Raw genomic sequence first — 17,511 nt, 5'->3', positions numbered from 1 at the left:
ATTAGGGCTGACGGGAACCGTGACGCGACAAGGCCCACGCGACGTGCTCGCGCACCAGGGCCGACGGGTGATCGGCCCGGGCGCGAAGCGCATCGACGACTTCGGTCGAGGTCGGCGCATTGCCCAGCCCCACGGCAAGGTTGCGCAGCCAGCCTTCGTATCCCGTCCGCCGAATCGCCATGCCTTCGGTACGTGAAAGGAATTGCTCCTCGCTCCACGCGAACAACTCGACGAGCTTCGGCCCGTCGAGGCTGTGCCGCGGCGCGAAATCGGGTTCGGTCGCATCCTGCGCGAACTTGTTCCAGGGACAGATCAGCTGGCAATCGTCGCAGCCGAATACCCGGTTGCCCATCGGCGCGCGCAGTTCTTCGGGAATGCTGCCCTTGAGCTCGATGGTGAGATAGGAAATGCATTTGCGCGCATCCAGCCGGTAGGGCGCGACGATCGCTTGCGTCGGACAGATGTCGATGCAGCGACGGCAACTGCCGCAATGCGCGCTGGCCGGCTCGTCCACCGGCAGGGGCAGGTCGGTGTACAGCTCCCCGAGGAAGAAATACGAGCCCGCGCGTTTGTTGATGACGACCGTGTGCTTGCCGATCCAGCCGAGCCCCGCGTTGCGGGCCAGGGCCTTTTCCAGCACGGGAGCGGAGTCGACGTACGCGCGGTAAGAGAAATCGCCGATGCGATCGGTGATCCGCGCGGCCAGCTTCTGCAAGCGATGGCGCATCAGCTTGTGGTAATCGCGTCCCAGCGCGTAGCGGGCGATGTAGGCCTTATCGCTGTCGTGGATCACGTTCCAGGCGTTGGCCGTGCCGGGTGGGATGTAGTCCATGCGGACGGATACCACGCGCAGGGTGCCCGGCTCGAGCTCCGCCGGGCGACTGCGTCGCGTGCCATGACGGGCCATGTAGTCCATCTCGCCGTGGTGGCCGTCGGCCAGCCAGCGTTCGAGATACGCCTCGTCATCGCCCAGTTCGGTGCCGGCGATGCCGACGTCGGCGAAGCCGAGCTCGCGCGCCCAGCGCTTGATGTCCAGGGCGAGCGCGGCGTAGTCGATGTCGGTGGGGGCGGGCATGCGTCCATTTTACCGGTGACTCCTATAATCGTCCGATGACCGCGCCCTCCATCGACATCGCCCTCTTCACATCCGAGCAGGCCCGCGCCATCGACCGGCGGGCCATGGATGAAGCCGGCATTCCCGGTTTCGAACTCATGACCCGTGCCGCGGCGGCGGCATTCGCCATGCTGCGCCGTCGCTGGCCGGATGCCGCGCGTCTGCGGATCGTCTGCGGCACCGGCAACAACGGTGGCGACGGCTATCTCGTCGGACGCGACGCGCTGGCGGCGGGCCTTGCGGTGCAGTTGTTCGCGCTGGGAGCGCCGCGCGCCGGGAGCGATGCGGAGCGAGCCCGTGGCGCCTTCGAGACGCAGGGCGGTCGGGTTCTCCCGTGGGGAGAGGTCTTGGACACCGCCGATGTCGTCGTCGACGCGATCTTCGGCACAGGCCTCAATCGCGCGCCGGAGGGGGAGGCGAAGGCGGCCATCGAGGCGATCGATGCGGCCGGCCTCCCGGTGCTGGCCCTGGATGTGCCTTCCGGCCTGTCGGCCGACACCGGCGCCGCCCCTGGCGCGGTCGTTCGCGCCACGGCGACCGCCACCTTCATCGTCCGCAAACGCGGCCTGCATACGCATCAGGCGGAGCTGGCCGGCGATATCGAACTGTTCGACCTCGGCGTGCCCGACGGGATGCGTGAGCCGCCCGATGCGCTGCTGCTCCGGCCTTCGTCCTTGCCGCGTCGTCCGCGCGATTCGCACAAGGGCGCCAACGGTCACGTGCTGGTGATCGGTGGCGACCATGGCATGGGCGGCGCCTCTCGCATGGCCGCCGAGGCGGCCCTGCGGACTGGCGCGGGCCTGGTCAGCGTCGCCACCCGTGATGACAACGTGCCGGCGATGAACGCCGCGCGCCCGGAACTGATGGCGCACGGGGTCAACGGGCCGCAGGCGCTCGCTCCCATGATCGACAGGGCCTCGGTGCTCGCCATCGGGCCGGGCCTCGGCCAGGGAGCCTGGGGCCACGCCTTGTGGACCACGGCGCTCGATGCCGACCTGCCGACGGTACTCGATGCCGACGGCCTCAACCTGTTGCATGCCGAGCCGCGACGTCTTCCGGCGAAGCTGGTCATCACCCCGCACCCCGGTGAAGCCGGCCGGCTTCTCGGCATGTCGACGAAGGACGTGCAAGCCGATCGCTTCGCCGCGGCCCGCGAACTGGCTCGTCGCTTCGCCGCCACGGTGGTGCTCAAGGGCAACGGCAGCCTCATCGCCACGCCCGACGGCCGGGTATCCGTCTGCCCGTGGGGCAATCCGGGCATGGCCAGCGGCGGCATGGGCGACACGCTGACCGGCATCGTCGCCGGCCTGCTCGCGCAGGGATGCGACACCTACGAGGCGGCCTGCCTGGGCGTAGGGCTGCATGCCCGCGCGGCGGACGTCGCGGCGCGAGGCGGCGAGCGTGGACTCCTCGCGGGCGACCTGCTCGATCCGCTGCGTCGACTGGTCAATGGGCTGGAGGGCTGAACGCATGGAACATCACCTCGCCGACGAGGCCGCCACCATCGCGTTCGGCCAGCGCCTAGCCGCCGCCTTGCCCGGTGGGCTCGTGGCCTACCTGCACGGCAACCTCGGCGCCGGCAAGACGACCTTCGCCCGCGCCTTCCTGAAGGCGCTGGGCGTCGGCGAACGGGTGAAGAGCCCCACCTATAGCCTCGTCGAGGGCTACGACATCGGCTCGCGCCGTGCCTTCCATCTCGACCTCTATCGCATCGCCGACCCCGGCGAACTGGAATGGCTCGGGCTGGACAGCCTGGCCGAACCGGGGGCGATCGTACTCGTGGAGTGGCCCGAGCGTGGGGTCGGCGCCTTGCCTCCCGTCGATCTCGAGCTTCGCTTCCGTCACGAGGCACAAGGCCGGACGGTGGCGATGGAGCCTCGGTCCGACGTAGGGCGGCGACTCGTGGCGGCCCTCGGCTGATATCCGTCGTGCTTCCTTGCCGATTTTCGTCATCGGTTGCCACACATTCCTGTACGGTCGTTGACGAAGTATTTGCAGGTCATGGATTAGCAAGGGAAAAAATCTTGCAATCCTATGGCGCATGCAGTTCAATCCGGCCGTATGAGGGGAATCACTAACAAACTCGGCCTCCTTGCGTGCGTGACCGCCGTCGCGATGCTGGCCCCTGCCGCCGCGTCGGCGGCCGACGTGAAGGCCGCCCGTGTCTGGGCCGGCCCCGAATACACCCGCGTGGTGTTCGACCTGTCCGGACCGGCCACCTACAAGATGTCCCAGGGCGACGTGCCCGGCACCATCGTGCTCGACATCGCGGGCAGCGCGGTGGCCGGCGAATTCGCGCCGCCGGGCGGGCAGGGCCTGTTCAAGTCGATGTCCGCCGGCAGGCAGGGCAATACGGCGCGGATGACCGCGCGCGTCGATGCCCAGGCCAAGCCGAAGAGCTTCCTGCTGAAGCCCGCGGGCGACTACGGTTATCGCCTCGTGCTCGATCTGTATCCCGGCGGCCAGACCGACCCGGGCGACAATGCGCCCGATGACGAGGATGCGTCCGCCGTCGCGGCCGCACCGGCCGCCCCCTCCAAACCGGTCGGTGCCACGCCGGCCCGGGGCAAGCCCTTGCCGGCCGCCCTCACGGGCGAGCGAAAGGTGATCGTGGCGATCGACGCCGGCCACGGCGGCGAGGATCCGGGCGCGCGAGGCGCGACGGGCCTGCGAGAGAAGGACGTCACCCTCCAGGTGGCCCGCGAGCTGGCCGACCAGATCAACCGCCAGCCGGGCATGCAGGCTTTCCTGACCCGCACCGGCGACTACTTCATCCCGCTCAAGCGCCGCTACCAGATCGCCCGCGAGCACAACGCGGACATGTTCGTCTCGATCCACGCCGACGCCTTCAAGAACAGCGACGCCAAGGGCTCCTCGGTCTGGGTGCTCTCGCCGCGCGGCAAGACGTCCGAGGCCGCCCGCTGGCTGGCCGATCGCGAGAACCGGGCCGACCTCGTCGGCGGCGTGTCGTTGGACGACAAGGACGATTCGCTGGCCGCCGTGCTGCTCGACCTTCAGCAGGGCTACGCCATGCAGGCCAGCGAATCCATCGCCGGCAACGTGCTCAAGGCGCTGGGCCGCCTGGGTCCGACGCACCGCGGCTACGTCGAGCGCGCGAACTTCGTGGTGCTGCGTTCGCCCGACGTTCCCTCGATCCTGGTGGAAACGGCGTTCATCACCAATCCCAGCGAGGAGACGCGCCTGCGCAACCCGGCGCATCGGCAGGAGCTGGCGTCGGCCGTGCTGGGCGGCGTGCGCAATTACTTCGAATCCATGCCGCCGCCGGGGACATGGTTCGCGGCGCAGGCCGCGCGGCGTAACGGCACCTCCGTGGCAAGCGTCACGTCGCCCGCACCTGCCGCGCCCGTCGTCGCCGATGCCGGTGCCGTGGCGTCCACCGCGGTGAAGGCGGTGACCAAGAAGACCGTCGCCAAGGCCGATACGCCGACGCGCAAGGGCCGGGCAGACGAGGACGTGCGCGACCTGCACCGGGTGAGCCGCGGCGAAACGCTGACCGGTATCGCCCAGCAGTACGGGGTGTCGGTGGGCGCGCTGAAGATGGCCAACAAGATGACGGACAACAACGTCCGCATCGGATCGGTGATGGTGATTCCGTCGGGCTGAGCAGGATCGTCGTTCCCGCTTCCATCGCGGACAGGGTCCGCTCCCACCCTTCGGTAGCCAACTCACCCACCCTGTCCGCGATGGAAGCGGCCGCGGCACCCATGGGCTATCCTTTCGGCCTTGCAAGCCCGTAAGGTCCCGCCCTCATGCCCATCCGCGTCCTTCCGCCCGAGCTGATCAACCAGATCGCGGCCGGCGAAGTGATCGAGCGTCCCGCCTCGGTGGTGAAGGAGCTCGTCGAAAACAGCATCGACGCCGGCGCGCGTCGCATCGAGGTGGACATCGAGCAGGGCGGTACCCGGCTGATCCGCGTGCGCGACGACGGGGGCGGGATACCGCGCGACGAGCTGGCGCTCGCGGTGGCGTCGCACGCCACCAGCAAGATCGGCAGCTTCGACGATCTCGAGCGCGTGGCGAGCATGGGTTTCCGTGGCGAGGCGCTGGCCTCGGTGTCGTCGGTGGCGCGTTTCTCGCTGACCTCGCGGCATGCCGGCGAGGATGCCGCCTGGCGCATCGAGGTCGACGGCGGTCGTCTGCAGGAGGCTCGCCCCGCGCAGCATCCGCAGGGCACGACCATCGAGGTGCGTGACCTCTTCTACAACGTGCCCGCGCGACGCAAGTTCCTCCGTGCCGAACGCACGGAATTCGCCCATATCGACGACCTGCTCAAGTCGTTGGCGCTGGCGCGCGAGGGCGTGGACATCCGCCTTACCCACAACGGCAAGCCGGTGCGGCTGCTCAAGCCGGCGCGCGACGAGAATGCCGCGCTGGCCCGCGTGGCCGAAGTGCTCGGGCCGGAATTCCCGGGCCAGGCGTTGCGCGTGGAGCACGAGGCGGCCGGATTGAGCCTGTCCGGCTGGGTAGGCATGCCCACCGCCTCGCGTGCGCAGGCCGATCAGCAGTACTTTTACGTCAACGGTCGCCTGGTGCGCGATCGCATCGTGGCCCATGCGGTGCGCCAGGCTTACTCCGACGTGCTGTTCCACGGGCGGCACCCGGTGTTCGTGCTGTTCCTCCGGCTCGATCCCGCCGGCGTGGACGTGAACGTGCATCCGGCCAAGAGCGAAGTGCGTTTTCGCGAGCAACGCCTCATCCACGATTTCCTGTTCCGCACGCTGCATGAAGCCCTCGCGCAGACGCGTGCCGGCGCGACGGCGGCGTCGGGCGAAGAGGTGTCCGTGCCGGCGGCGGCATCCGCCACCGGCATGCCGTCACGCCTGTCCGCGCCGCAGGCGATGCCCGCATGGCCGTCGTTCGCCAGCCAGCCGCGCCTGAGCCTCGGCGTGCGCGACGAACCGCTTGCCGACTACGCCACGCTGTTCGGCGGCGGCTCTTCGGCAGCGTCCGCGCCGAGACCCTTGCCGGCGCCGCTGAACGAGACGGGCGACGTGCCACCGCTGGGCTACGCCATCGCGCAGCTGAAGAACATCTACGTGCTCGCCGAGAACGAACATGGCCTCGTGCTGGTCGACATGCACGCCGCGCACGAGCGCATCACCTACGAAAAACTCAAGAACGGCCGCGTGACCGCCAACCTGCGCTCGCAGATGCTGCTGGTGCCGTTGAACGTGGCGGTGAGCGCGAAAGAAGCCGCGGCGGCGGAAGAGCATGCCGATGCGCTGGCCGACTGGGGGCTCGAGTTGTCGCGTAGTGGCCCGTCGGGCGTGGTGGTGCGCCGCATTCCGTCGTTGCTCGAAGGGGCCGACGTGACGCAGCTCACGCGCGACGTGCTGGGCGAGCTGGCGCAGCACGGCAGCTCGCGACGGCTGGAAGAACTGGAGAACGAACTGCTCTCGACGATGGCCTGCCATGGTTCCGTGCGTGCGGGTCGCCGGCTCGGCATCCCGGAGATGAACGCGTTGCTTCGCGAGATGGAGGCCACCGAGCGTTCGGGGCAGTGCAACCACGGACGCCCGACCTGGGTGCAGTTGTCGCTGGGTGAGCTGGACAAGCTGTTCCTGCGCGGTCGTTGATGCTTCACTCGACGTAGGCCCGCTTCGCGGGATGCGTGTTCTTCGCATGACGGATTGGGATCTTCGATGACTTCTCATGAAAACGATGTGGCGAAAGCCCGTGCCCATCGCCTCGACCTGCTCACCGCGCCTGGCGGTTGGCTGAGCCTCGTCGGCTTCGACTGGTTGCGCGAGGGCGCCAACCGCATCGGTCGCGCCGACGACAACGACATCGTGTTGCAGGCGGGTCCCGATCATCTGGGCACGATCACGCTCGCTGCGGATGGCGTCACCACCATCGCGTTCGCGCCGGGTGTCGAAGCGCTCGTCGACGGCGAAAAACGGCAGCAAGCGACGCTGTCCGACGATGCCCCGGGCCGGCGTTCCACCGAGGTTCGCTTCGGCACGGCACAGTTGTTCGTCATCCTGCGCGACGGTCGCAAGGCCATCCGCGTGAAGGATTCGCAGGCCGATACGCGGTTGAATTTCAGGGGACTGGATTACTTTCCGACCGACGCGTCATGGCGCGTGACGGCCGATTGGGTGCCTTTCGATCCACCCTACGAGCTCGAACTGGGCACGGCCATCGGCACCATCGAGAAGGAGCGCGTGCCGGGCAAGGCCGTGTTCACGCGCGACGGCCGCACCTTCGAGCTGTACCCCTATCACGAGACGCCGGACGCCTTGTTCTTCGTGTTCGGCGATTTGACCGGCGGCAAGGAAACCTATGGCGCGGGCCGCTTCCTCGATACGGGGTTACCGGTCGACGGCAAGCTCGTGCTCGATTTCAACGAGGCGCGTAATCCGCCTTGTTCGTTCACGCCGTATGCCACGTGCCAGCTCGCGCCGCCGGAGAACCGGCTGGACGTGCGGGTGGAGGCGGGCGAGCTGAACTACCGCGGCGGATCGCACTGACGCGCCACCCAAGGCGGCCGATGGGTGGGAGCGAACCCTCGCGGGACCTCATCGCGCGAAGGGGGCTTTGCAGCCATCGGGCGAGCGTTTTACCGCTCGCGGGTTGCCATGCACGGCCTCATTCGCCTTAGCGACGTCGAGGGTTCGCGGACAGGGTCCGCTCCCACCCCTTCGGTAAGGTGGTTCTCCCGCTCCTTCTACCGTTCGGGCGTCGGTTTTACGCGCCCTTGAAGGCAGGCTTGCGGCGTTCCAGGAACGCCGTGGTGCCTTCGCGCATGTCTTCGGTGGAGAACGCGATGGCGAAGCCCTGCGTCTCGAAGGCGAGGCCCTGGTCGATGGCGCATTCGCCGCCCTCGATCACCGCGTCGAGAATGCCCTTGAGCGCCAGCGGCGCGGCGGCCGCGAGCTGGTCGGCCATGGCGTCCACGGCGGCATCGAGTTCGTCGGCGGGCACCACGTGCGTCACCACGCCCAGGCGTTCCGCGCGCGCGGCGTCGATCTGCTGGCCGAGCAGGCACAATTCCAGCGCCGCGCCACGACCGGTGAGGCGCGTGAGGCGCTGCGTGCCGCCAAAGCCGGGGATAAGGCCGAGGCCGATCTCGGGCTGGCCGAACTTCGCCTTCTCGCTGGCCACGCGCAAGTGACAGGCCATCGCCAGTTCCATGCCGCCGCCGAGGGCGTAGCCCTGGATCCGGGCGATCACCGGCTTGCCGAGACGCTCCACCGTGAGCATCAGTTCCTGGCCGGCACGCGAAGCGGCCTGGGCCTTCACCGGGGACCAGGCGGTCATCTCGGAGATGTCGGCGCCGGCCACGAAGGCCTTCTCGCCCGCACCGGCCAGTACCACCACGCGCACCGCATCGTCCTGCGCGGCCTGGCGAAAAGCCAGGGTCAATTCACCGATGGTCTCGCGGTTGAGCGCATTGAGCTTGTCGGGTCGGTTGACGACGATGGTGCGGACGGCGCCGCGATCGGAGGTGCTGACGTTGCGGAAAGCCATGGTACGGTCCTGGCGATGGGATGAAGACGGCGATGGTAGCAGGGGAACCTTTACCCCCTGGGTGGCGTCTGAAGGCCATTGGGCGGGCGAGAGGCGGATGGACTATCCTCAGCCACGCCAGAACGTCCGGATCCACGGAGAACGGGATGTCACGCTCGCGTTACCTTGCCATCGTCGCCGCGTCGCTCTGCCTGGGCAGCGCGCTGGCGCATGCGCAGTCGGCGCCCGCCGCGCCGGTGTCCGGCGCACCGGCCATCGACAAGGCCAAGCTTTCCTACGCCATCGGCTATCAGATCGGTACGCAGTTCGCCAACAGCGCGCAGCCCGACGTCGACATTTCCGTACTCGTGAAGGCACTCCAGGACGGTTATGCGAAGCGGCCGCCCGGCGTGCCCATCGACACCATGCAGCAGCAACTGGTCAACTTCGACGCGAAGGTGCAGCGCGATTCGATGGTGGAATTCCGTCGCGTCGCTGCCGCCAACGCCAAGCGCAGCGCCGATTTCCTCGCCAGCAACCGCACGCGCCCGGGCGTGGTGACGTTGCCCTCGGGCATCCAGTACGCCGTGATCAGCAAGGGCAACGGCGCACAGGCGCAGCTCACCAGCACCGTGGTGGTGAACTACCGCGGCGCGCTCATCGACGGCACGGAGTTCGACAGTTCCTACGCCCACGGCAAGCCGGTCACCTTCACGGTCAATCGCGTCATTCCGGGTTGGCAGGACGTCATCCCCCGCATGCACGTGGGCGACAAGTGGAAGGTGGTGATCCCGCCGGCCCTGGCCTACGGCGAGCGTGGCGAGTTGCCGCGCATCGGGCCCAACGAGGCGCTGGTGTTCGAAATCGAACTGATGGATGTCCGCTAGGCCGTCCGGTGACCGGCCGATCGGCGGCCGGGTCGCCGGCGCGCTAGAATGATGGGCGGTATGGTCACCGCCTCCTCCTCTCAGCTTCCCCTGACGCCCTGCACGGGAGTGTGCCGCATCGGCGCGCGCGGCCTGTGCGAAGGCTGCCTGCGCACGCTCGACGAGATCGCGGGCTGGTCGCGGCTCGACGACAGCCAGAAGCTGTGGATCATGGACGAAGTACTGCCGAACCGGCAGGCCGGCTGATGGACGAGATGCTTGCCCGCCTGCATGGCGCCTTGTTGCCGCTGGAAGCACCGCCCGGGCCGCGCGGCTGGAACCACGACGACATGGCCGAGCTGATCGGCGACGGGCCGCGTCGTCGCGCCGCGGTACTCATCGGCATTCGCGACGACCGTGAGCAGAACGTACTGCTCACCCTGCGCACCGATACCCTCCAGCAGCATGCCGGTCAGGTCGCCTTTCCCGGCGGCCGCGTGGAACCGCACGACCACGATGCCGTCGCCACCGCCCTGCGCGAAAGCCATGAGGAAATCGGCCTCGACGCCGGCTTCGTCACGCCGCTGGGTTACCTCGAGGCGTTCGAGACGATCAGCGGCTACTCGGTCACGCCCGTGGTGGCGCGCGTGGCCGCCGACGCCGTGCTCAAGCCCGATCCCGGAGAGGTGGCCGAGGTGTTCGAAGTGCCGTTCGGGTTTTTCCTGGAGCCGGCGAACCTGCGCCGGTATACGATGGATTTCCGCGGCCATCGCCGCGACATGGTCGAGTTCCTCCACGCGGGTTATCGCATCTGGGGCGTGACGGCGGCCATCCTGCTCAACCTCATCAAGCGGATGGGTCGACCATGCTGATGTCACGCACTGTCATCGATGTGGATACCGCCGCGACGCTTCCCGCGGCGCAGGTGCTTTTCGTCGATTGCCGATTCGATCTCGCCGATCCGGGCAAGGGCGATCGCGATTACGCCGAGGGCCATGTGCCCGGCGCGGTACGCGCGGACCTGGATCGCGACCTTTCCGACATGGCCACGCCGTCGAACGGGCGTGGACGGCATCCGCTGCCCGAACGCGCCGCGTTCGAAGCGTTTCTCTCGCGCATCGGTTTTCGCCGTGAGCTTCAGGTCGTGGCCTACGATGCCGCCGGTGGCGCGCTCGCCGCCGCGCGTTTCTGGTGGCTGGCACGCCTGGCGGGGCTGGACAACGTGGCCGTGCTCGACGGTGGCTGGCAGGCATGGCTGAAAGCGGGCAAGCCGGTGGAAGCGAAGATGCCCGAGCGCGCGCCAACCTCCGTGCGGGCGTGTTTCGATGCCGCAGGCACCGTGTCGGCCGAAGCGCTCGCACAGGGGCTCGAAGACAAGAGCATCGTGCTTCTCGATGCGCGTGCGGGAGAGCGTTATCGCGGGGAGGTGGAGCCGCTCGATCCGGTGGCGGGTCACGTGCCGGGCGCGCGCAATCGTCCGTTCGCCGAGAACCTGAAGGATGGATGCTTCCGTGCGCCCGAAGAACTGCGTCGTCAGTTCGAGAAGGCGATCGGTTCGCATCCGCCGGACAAGACCGTGCACATGTGCGGCTCGGGCGTGACCGCGGCGCATAACCTGCTGGCGATGGAGTACGCGGGGCTTTGCGGTTCGCGGCTGTATGCGCCGTCGTGGTCGGGGTGGGTGAGCGATCGCTCGCGACCCGTCTCGACCGGGGCGGGCTGACACGTTCCATCGCGGACAGGGTCCGCGATGGAGGGTGCGGCGAAAACCGGCTACAGCGTCACCGTGCGCTTCTCACGCGCCGACACCTGCGCCGCCTCGATCACCCGGATCACGTCGCGTGCCTCGCGCGGATTCACCGGCACGGGCGCATTGTCACGGATCGCCGCCGCCACGCCTTCGTAATACGCCGTGTACCGGCCGGGCAGCGTATCGATGGTGCGCACGCTGCCGTCCACGTCGGTGAAGCGACCGAACGACGCCGGATCGTCCTCACCCCAGCCTTCGCCGCCGGGGCGTCGACCTTCGCGCAAGGCGGCCTCCTGCCCGTCGATGCCGTATTTGACGAAACTCCCCCCGTCGCCATGCACGAGATAGCGCGGGCCGGGATCGCGCACGAGTACCGAGGCGTGCAACACCGCGCGGCGGCGCCCGTAGTCGAGCACGAGATGAAAATAATCGTCGGCGCGCGCCGCGGCCCGCTGGCGCGCGAGATCGGCCGTGATGGCACGAGGCAGGCCGAACAGCACGAGCGCCTGGTCGATCAGGTGCGAGCCGAGGTCGTAGAGCAGCCCGGCGCCCGCGGCTTCGGTCTCGCGCCAGCCCGGCTTGATCTCGGGGCGGAACCGGTCGAAGTGTGCTTCGTAGTAGGCCACCTCGCCGAGACGGCCGTCTTCCACCAGGCGCCGCACGGTGAGGAAATCGTTGTCCCAGCGGCGGTTCTGGAACACCGACAGCTTGCGGCCCTTCCGCTCGGCCAGCGCGATCAGCGCCTCGGCCTCGGCGGCCTCGAGGGTGAAAGGCTTATCGACCACCACGTGCTTGCCCGCCTCGAGCGCGGCGCGCGCCAGGCTGGCGTGGCTTTCGTTCGGCGTGGCGATCACCACCAGCTCGATCGACGGATCGGCGACCAAGTCGCGGGGATCGTCATAGGCCCTCGCTTCGGGAAAGTCGCGCTGGATGTCCTCGCGGCGACGGCTGCCGATGGCCGCCAGGTGAAGACCGCCCGAGGCGGCGATGAGGGGCGCATGGAAGAACGCGCCCGCCGTGCCGTAGCCGATGAGGCCGGTGGATATCGGTTGCATGGTGGCTCCACGAGTGGACATGGCGTCAAGCCTAGCGCGGACCGCCTGAGCGTTTCGTTTAGGTTCGGGCTTTTAGGATCGGGCTTTCCGTCTCCATCGAGGACTACGACATGGTTTCCCCCAAGAACGCGTCCCCCGTTCCGTCCATCGTGAGCGAATGGCCCGGCAAGGTGATCCTGGTGACCGGCGGCGCGCAAGGCATCGGCAGGGGTATCGCCGAGGCGGTGCTCGCGGCGGGCGGCAGCGTGGCGATCGGCGATCTCGACGCCGAGGCGGGAAAGGCCTGCCTCGACGAATGGGACGTGGGCGACCGCGCGTCGTTCGCCGTGCTCGACGTGTCTAAGGAAACCAGCGTCAGGCGCTTCGTGGCGGCGGCCCGGCGCCGCTTCGGCCGCATCGACGGGCTGGTGAACAACGCGGGCATCGCCGGGCCGGAGAACGGACCGCTGGAGGATCTCGACTGGGCGGAATGGAAACGCCGTATCGACACCAACCTCGGCGGCACGTTTCTCTGCTCCAAGCATGCGTTGCCTGAGTTGAAGAAGGCCAACGGCGCCATCGTGAACGTGTCGTCTTCCCGAGCGCACCAGTCGGAACCGAACACGGAAGCCTACGCCGCGAGCAAGGGTGGGATCGTCGCGTTCACGCATGCGCTGGCGGTCAGCGCGGGCCCGGTGCGGGTCAACGCGATCAATCCGGGATGGATCGTGGTGGACGAGTGGAAGAAGCCGTCGCAGCGCAAGAAACCGAAGCTGTCGGCGGCCGATCACGCGCAGCATCCGGTGGGGCGCGTCGGCCTCCCACCGGATATCGGGGCTTTGGCGGTGTTCCTGCTGTCGTCGCAGGCGGGATTCATCACGGGAGAGAACTTCACCGTCGATGGCGGCATGGCGAGGCGGATGCGTTATGTGTGATGGTTCAACGAAGCAGCGGAATCAACGTCCGCGAATGCGCGCGGAACGCTTTCTCCCCTTCCGCATAGTTCCATTGTTCCACTTCGACCTGCGTCGCCTCATGCCGCATCACATGGAACGAATTGCTGATCCCGTCGCGAATGCGATGGGATAGCGCCGTACCCGCCTGTACCGACCATGTGCCTTCGCGTAGCTGTCGCACGTAGGGCAGGTGGATGTGGCCGCCGAGGACGAGGTCGGCGCCGGCGGCGTTCCACGCGTCCACGGCGGCTTCATGGTTGATCAGCAGGTTGGCGACGTCCTTCTCGCGGATCACGTGCACGGGCTGGTGGGTAACGACGATGCGCAACTGCGTGCCGCGTGCTTGCCGAAGGCGCTTCGATACGCGGTCGATCTGCGCCGGCGAGACTTCGCCGTTCTTGTGTCGCGTCGGGCGCACGGTGTTGACGCCGATCACGAGCAGGTCGCCGGCATCGTGCACCGGTTCGAGTTCGCGACCGAACACGCGCCGGTAGCCGCCGAACGGATCGACGGCGCGGGCCAGCAGGTTGAAAAGTGGGACGTCGTGGTTTCCGGGAACGGCCAGCGTCGGCCTGGCGTAGCCGTCGATGAACCGGCGCGCCGCGTCGAACTGCGCTCGCCGGGCGCGCTGCGTCACGTCGCCCGAGAGAATCACCAGATCGGGCCTCAGCGTGCCGATGGCCACGTGCAGCGCGTCGACCACGTCAGGCCGCTCGGTACCGAAATGCGTATCGGAAATCTGTACGACGACGCTCAACCCGGGTCCTCCCCGGGTTGCCGCTCGCCGGAGGAGATGAGCACGAGGGGGCGCGGCGCGGCGCGGAACACGATGGGCGGATCCTGCCAGAAGATCTCGCCGTCCACGGCCACCTTCATTTTCCGGCGATGGTGTTTCGGGCTCACGGTGATCTCGCGAAACGGAAAGCTCACGGCGTTCTCCGCGTCGCCGAGCTTACCCAGGGCGCCGCGCAGGATGATGCCCAGCATCGTGAGCCGGCCGATGGGGCGAAGCACGAGGCCGGCCAGCGTGCCGTCGTTGCGCCATACGTCGGCGGCCTCGGGCAGGCCGATCTTTTCCAGTTGCAGCGCGTTGTTGCCCACGAACAGCGTGGGCGTGCGCAGCTGTCGCGTGCGCTCGCCGTCACCGACCTCGATGCGAAGCGGGCGATAACCACGCAGCATCGTCGCCAGCCCCGACCACAACGCCACGATGCGATGGCGGCCGAGGCGCTGCTTCCAGGCCTCGCGATCTTCGAGCACCTGCGGGTAGAGGCCCAGGCTCGCGTTCACCAGGAACAACCGGTCGTTGACCATGCCCGCCTGCACGTTGCGCGGCGTGCCCGCGAGCAGGGCGCCCACGGCTTCGTGCGTATCGGCCGAGATCCCGTGCGTGCGACCGAAGAAGTTGAAGGTACCTTGCGGCAGCACGCCGAGCGGCAGCTGCTCGCGCCATGCGGCACCGGCCACGCCGTTGATCGTGCCGTCGCCCCCGGCGGCGACCAGGGCGCCGCCCACCTCCTTCGCATGGGCCGTGGCCTCCCTGATCACGTCGAGCGGATCGTCGTTCTCTTCGATGAGGAAAAAACGATGGGGCCGCCCCGCCGCGTCGAGCAGCGTACGGATGGCGTCACGGGTTTCCGCCGCGTCTCGGCGTCCCGATCCGGCGTTCATGACGATGGAGAGCGGCAGGTCGTTCGGCATGGCGCAACGAGACCATCGTGGGCGTCATGGCCGCATGAAATTACGTCAGCGCCTTGCGCCCTTCGCGCAGGCGGAGGTATTCCGCACTGCCGGCGCAGAGGGTGAGCCAGCCCAGCCCGGTCGCGTAGCCCGCCAGGACGTCGCTGAAGTAATGAACCTGAAGGAGGATGCGCGAGATGCCCACCACGGTGATCGTCGCCACGGCAGCCAGCACGATGACGCGATGCGCGCGCGGTGGGCTGAGCACCAGCAGCACGTAGGCGAGCATGCCGTAGAACACCATCGAGCCCGAGGCGTGCCCGCTGGGAAAGCTGAAGCTGTGTTCGACCACGAAGCCGTGGTCGTGGAGCGGCCGTTCACGCTGGAAGATGGCTTTCAGGCCACTGTTGATCAACGCGGTACCCACCAGGGTGGTGATCCAGGCGCCGGCCAGGCGATGGTGCCGGCGGACGAGCAGCGCGATGAAGACCAGCAGCGTGCCGGCGCCCACCACCAGGGGATCGCCTGCGTGCGTCACCGTCGCCACGACCCGAAGCACCGGCACGGGCATGTTCGCGCGCAGGTCGCTGGCGAGACTGGCGTCGAAAACGGTCAGGCCGGCCCGGTCGCGCACCTGGATCGCCACGGCCGTGGCGAGCAGGCACGTGGCGGCGACCACCGCCAGCGCCGTGGCCGGACGAAGGAAGCCTCGCGATGCGGGGTCCAGGCCCTCGCGCCGGCGAACGGCGCGTCGCCAGGCCAGGTCCGCGCCCAACAGCGCCACGGCGAGCAGCGCGGCCCAAAGGGACAGGGCATGGGTGCTGATCCACTCGGCGTCCAATACGCGGCTCCTCATCTCGTGGCACGATGCGGCGATGTTGCCACGCCGCGGCATTCGCGGCCCATGAAGGGGTTACCTCGATGAAGCGTTCGCTGTCCCGTACCGCCCTGGCGATGGGCTTGCTCGCCGCGCCCTTGTGCCTCCACGCCGACGACGCGCCGCTGGCGCATCGCATCGTCCGCGTGACGCTCGACGGTACCGGCATCCAGGCCACCTCGGGGCGGCTGCTGCTGTTCGCCACGCAGGCCGATGCCGCCCGCAAGGCCGCGAAGGACGGCAAGGTGGATGCCGTGGATACCAACCCCTTCCAGCCGAAGGCCGTGTCCATCGCCGCGCGCGACGTCAGCTGGATCGCGCCCGGCCAGTCGCTGGATATCGACGCCGACGGCGAAGCGTTCCCGGAAGGCTTCTCCGCGCTGCCTCCCGGCGACTACCTCGTGCAGGCCGTCCTCGACGTCGGCCACGACTACAACTACCTCGGTCGCCACGAGGGCGACGTGATGAGCGACGTGGTGCCGGTGAAGCTGACGCCGGGCGGCGCGTTGCCCACGCTGAAGCTGAACCACGTGGTGCCCGCGCGCGATCCGTGGCAGTTGCCGCCCTCGGCGCCGCAAGCGGTTCGCGACGCGCTGCCCGAAGCCCGCGGGCATGCGCATGCCGAAATCATGCAGAGCCCCGCGCTCACCGCCTTCGCCGGCCATCCGCTGTCGATCCGCGCATGGGTGGTGACGCCGCCCGGTTACGACGCGAAGGGCTCGACGCGTTATCCCACCGTCTACGTCACCCACGGTTTCGGCGGCAGCTTCGACCGTTACGCGGGCACCATCGCCACGGTGTGGTCGGCGATGAAGAACAAGGACATGCCTCCGATGATATGGGTGCTGCTCGACGAGTCGGGCCCCACCGGCACGCACGAGTTCGCCGATTCGGTGAACAACGGCCCGTGGGGCCAGGCGCTCACCACCGAATACATTCCCTGGCTGGAGGGCCGCTACCGCATGGACGGCAAGCCGAACGGCCGCTTCCTCAACGGGCATTCCTCCGGCGGATGGGCGACGCTGTGGTTGCAGACGCGTTACCCGAAGGTGTTCGGCGGAACCTGGTCGACGTCGCCCGATCCCAGCGACTTCCACGACTTCACCGGCATCGATCTCTACGCGAACGGCGCCAATGCCTACAAGAAGGCCGACGGCACCGTGAATCCGCTGGTACGCGACAAGGGGAAGGTCATCGCCACCTTCGAGACCTTCGCGAAGATGGAGCGCGTGATCGGCCCCTACGGCGGCCAGCTCGCGTCGTTCGAATGGGTGTTCTCGCCGCGCGGCCAGGACGGCCGTCCCCAGCCGATGTTCAACCGCGACACCGGCGCGGTGGATCCGGCCGTGGCCACCTACTGGCGCGATCACTTCGACATCGCCCAGCGGCTTCGCACGCACTGGCCCGAGCTGAAGCCCGACCTGGACGGCAAGATCCACCTCATCGTGGGCACGGCCGACACCTTCTACCTCGATGGGCCTGCGAAACTTCTCAAAGACACGCTCGATGGTCTGCATGCGAAGAGCGATATCCGCTTCATTCCAGGGCGCACGCACTTCGATCTCTACCTCGAGGGCGACGATCGGCAGGCGTTGCTGAAGAAAATCGCGTGGGAGATGTACGAGGTGGCGCGGCCGGGGCAGGGCAGGAAATAACCGTGGGAGCGGACACGGTCCGCTCCCACCCCTTCTCCCAGCGATTCCATCGGCGGCTTCGACCAAAGTGGCAAGGCGGTTCAAAGCTCCCTGCCATACCCTTTCGACA

The 17,511-nt window shown here is 68.2% G+C and carries 17 protein-coding genes; 11 read left to right on the top strand and 6 right to left on the bottom strand.

Annotation, left to right across the window (positions count from 1 at the left end; genetic code table 11):
- Nucleotide 1: 1 nt before the first annotated feature.
- Nucleotides 2–1,075, bottom strand: coding sequence for a tRNA epoxyqueuosine(34) reductase QueG (queG, locus tag L2Y94_RS16670; RefSeq protein ID WP_247369563.1), 1,074 nt, complete (start codon nt 1,073–1,075; stop codon nt 2–4).
- A gap of 35 nt (nt 1,076–1,110) precedes the next feature.
- On the opposite strand from queG, the gene L2Y94_RS16665 reads away from it, so the two are divergent.
- The 5 genes from L2Y94_RS16665 (at nt 1,111) to L2Y94_RS16645 (ending at nt 7,605) form a co-directional block, all read left to right on the top strand.
- Nucleotides 1,111–2,580: an NAD(P)H-hydrate dehydratase gene (locus tag L2Y94_RS16665; protein ID WP_247369560.1), complete on the top strand. Its 1,470-nt coding sequence runs from the start codon at nt 1,111–1,113 to the stop codon at nt 2,578–2,580.
- 4 nt (nt 2,581–2,584) lie between these two features.
- Nucleotides 2,585–3,034, top strand: coding sequence for a tRNA (adenosine(37)-N6)-threonylcarbamoyltransferase complex ATPase subunit type 1 TsaE (gene tsaE, locus L2Y94_RS16660; protein ID WP_247369557.1), 450 nt, complete (start codon nt 2,585–2,587; stop codon nt 3,032–3,034).
- Between the two features lie 141 nt (nt 3,035–3,175).
- Nucleotides 3,176–4,738: an N-acetylmuramoyl-L-alanine amidase gene (locus L2Y94_RS16655; protein ID WP_425602410.1), complete on the top strand. Its 1,563-nt coding sequence runs from the start codon at nt 3,176–3,178 to the stop codon at nt 4,736–4,738.
- A 146-nt stretch (nt 4,739–4,884) separates the two neighbouring features.
- Nucleotides 4,885–6,711 (top strand): DNA mismatch repair endonuclease MutL, encoded by a 1,827-nt coding sequence (gene mutL / locus L2Y94_RS16650; protein WP_247369538.1) that lies wholly within the window; start codon nt 4,885–4,887, stop codon nt 6,709–6,711.
- 66 nt (nt 6,712–6,777) lie between these two features.
- A complete protein-coding gene (locus L2Y94_RS16645; RefSeq protein WP_247369535.1) occupies nt 6,778–7,605 on the top strand; it encodes a DUF1684 domain-containing protein in 828 nt (275 codons plus the stop codon).
- A 217-nt stretch (nt 7,606–7,822) separates the two neighbouring features.
- Here the strand turns inward: L2Y94_RS16645 and L2Y94_RS16640 are convergent, their stop codons facing one another.
- Nucleotides 7,823–8,605, bottom strand: a complete 783-nt coding sequence (locus tag L2Y94_RS16640) for an enoyl-CoA hydratase/isomerase family protein (RefSeq protein WP_247369517.1) — start codon at nt 8,603–8,605, stop codon at nt 7,823–7,825.
- 146 nt (nt 8,606–8,751) lie between these two features.
- On the opposite strand from L2Y94_RS16640, the gene L2Y94_RS16635 reads away from it, so the two are divergent.
- From L2Y94_RS16635 to L2Y94_RS16625, 4 genes are read left to right on the top strand one after another with little or no spacing between them, the layout of a single operon-like run.
- A complete protein-coding gene (locus tag L2Y94_RS16635) occupies nt 8,752–9,471 on the top strand; it encodes an FKBP-type peptidyl-prolyl cis-trans isomerase (RefSeq protein ID WP_247369514.1) in 720 nt (239 codons plus the stop codon).
- 48 nt (nt 9,472–9,519) lie between these two features.
- The gene (locus tag L2Y94_RS21355) at nt 9,520–9,717 is read left to right on the top strand and encodes a DUF1289 domain-containing protein (protein WP_345779999.1); all 198 of its coding nucleotides are present in this window, start codon (nt 9,520–9,522) and stop codon (nt 9,715–9,717) included.
- Complete coding sequence (locus tag L2Y94_RS16630; RefSeq protein WP_345779998.1) at nt 9,717–10,322, top strand: CoA pyrophosphatase; 606 nt, start codon at nt 9,717–9,719, stop codon at nt 10,320–10,322. The genes L2Y94_RS21355 and L2Y94_RS16630 overlap by 1 nt, the downstream gene beginning before the upstream one ends.
- Nucleotides 10,322–11,173, top strand: a complete 852-nt coding sequence (locus tag L2Y94_RS16625) for a sulfurtransferase (protein ID WP_345779997.1) — start codon at nt 10,322–10,324, stop codon at nt 11,171–11,173. Before L2Y94_RS16630 ends, L2Y94_RS16625 begins: the two co-directional genes overlap by 1 nt.
- 50 nt (nt 11,174–11,223) lie before the next feature.
- On the opposite strand, the gene L2Y94_RS16620 is transcribed toward L2Y94_RS16625, so the two are convergent.
- Nucleotides 11,224–12,255 (bottom strand): oxidoreductase, encoded by a 1,032-nt coding sequence (locus L2Y94_RS16620; protein ID WP_247369479.1) that lies wholly within the window; start codon nt 12,253–12,255, stop codon nt 11,224–11,226.
- A gap of 110 nt (nt 12,256–12,365) precedes the next feature.
- Here L2Y94_RS16620 and L2Y94_RS16615 point away from each other — a divergent pair, with 110 nt between their 5' ends.
- A complete protein-coding gene (locus L2Y94_RS16615) occupies nt 12,366–13,169 on the top strand; it encodes an SDR family oxidoreductase (protein ID WP_247369476.1) in 804 nt (267 codons plus the stop codon).
- Between the two features lie 4 nt (nt 13,170–13,173).
- On the opposite strand, the gene L2Y94_RS16610 is transcribed toward L2Y94_RS16615, so the two are convergent.
- Genes L2Y94_RS16610 through L2Y94_RS16600 form a run of 3 tightly spaced genes read right to left on the bottom strand, consistent with a single transcriptional unit; the run spans nt 13,174 to nt 15,711 of the window.
- Nucleotides 13,174–13,947 carry a metallophosphoesterase family protein gene (locus L2Y94_RS16610; RefSeq protein WP_247369474.1) on the bottom strand — a complete coding sequence of 258 codons (774 nt, stop codon included), beginning with the start codon at nt 13,945–13,947 and terminating at the stop codon, nt 13,174–13,176.
- A complete protein-coding gene (locus L2Y94_RS16605; protein ID WP_247369458.1) occupies nt 13,944–14,891 on the bottom strand; it encodes a diacylglycerol/lipid kinase family protein in 948 nt (315 codons plus the stop codon). Before L2Y94_RS16605 ends, L2Y94_RS16610 begins: the two co-directional genes overlap by 4 nt.
- A 40-nt stretch (nt 14,892–14,931) precedes the next feature.
- Entirely contained in the window at nt 14,932–15,711 is a 780-nt protein-coding gene (locus L2Y94_RS16600) for a phosphatase PAP2 family protein (protein WP_247369455.1), read from the bottom strand.
- Between the two features lie 113 nt (nt 15,712–15,824).
- Here L2Y94_RS16600 and L2Y94_RS16595 point away from each other — a divergent pair, with 113 nt between their 5' ends.
- Nucleotides 15,825–17,402: an alpha/beta hydrolase gene (locus tag L2Y94_RS16595; RefSeq protein ID WP_247375297.1), complete on the top strand. Its 1,578-nt coding sequence runs from the start codon at nt 15,825–15,827 to the stop codon at nt 17,400–17,402.
- Nucleotides 17,403–17,511 lie beyond the last annotated feature (109 nt).

The organism is Luteibacter aegosomatis (assembly GCF_023078455.1).
Taxonomy (GTDB): Bacteria; Pseudomonadota; Gammaproteobacteria; order Xanthomonadales; family Rhodanobacteraceae; genus Luteibacter; species Luteibacter aegosomatis.
This window is presented reverse-complemented; position numbering and strand designations above follow the sequence as displayed.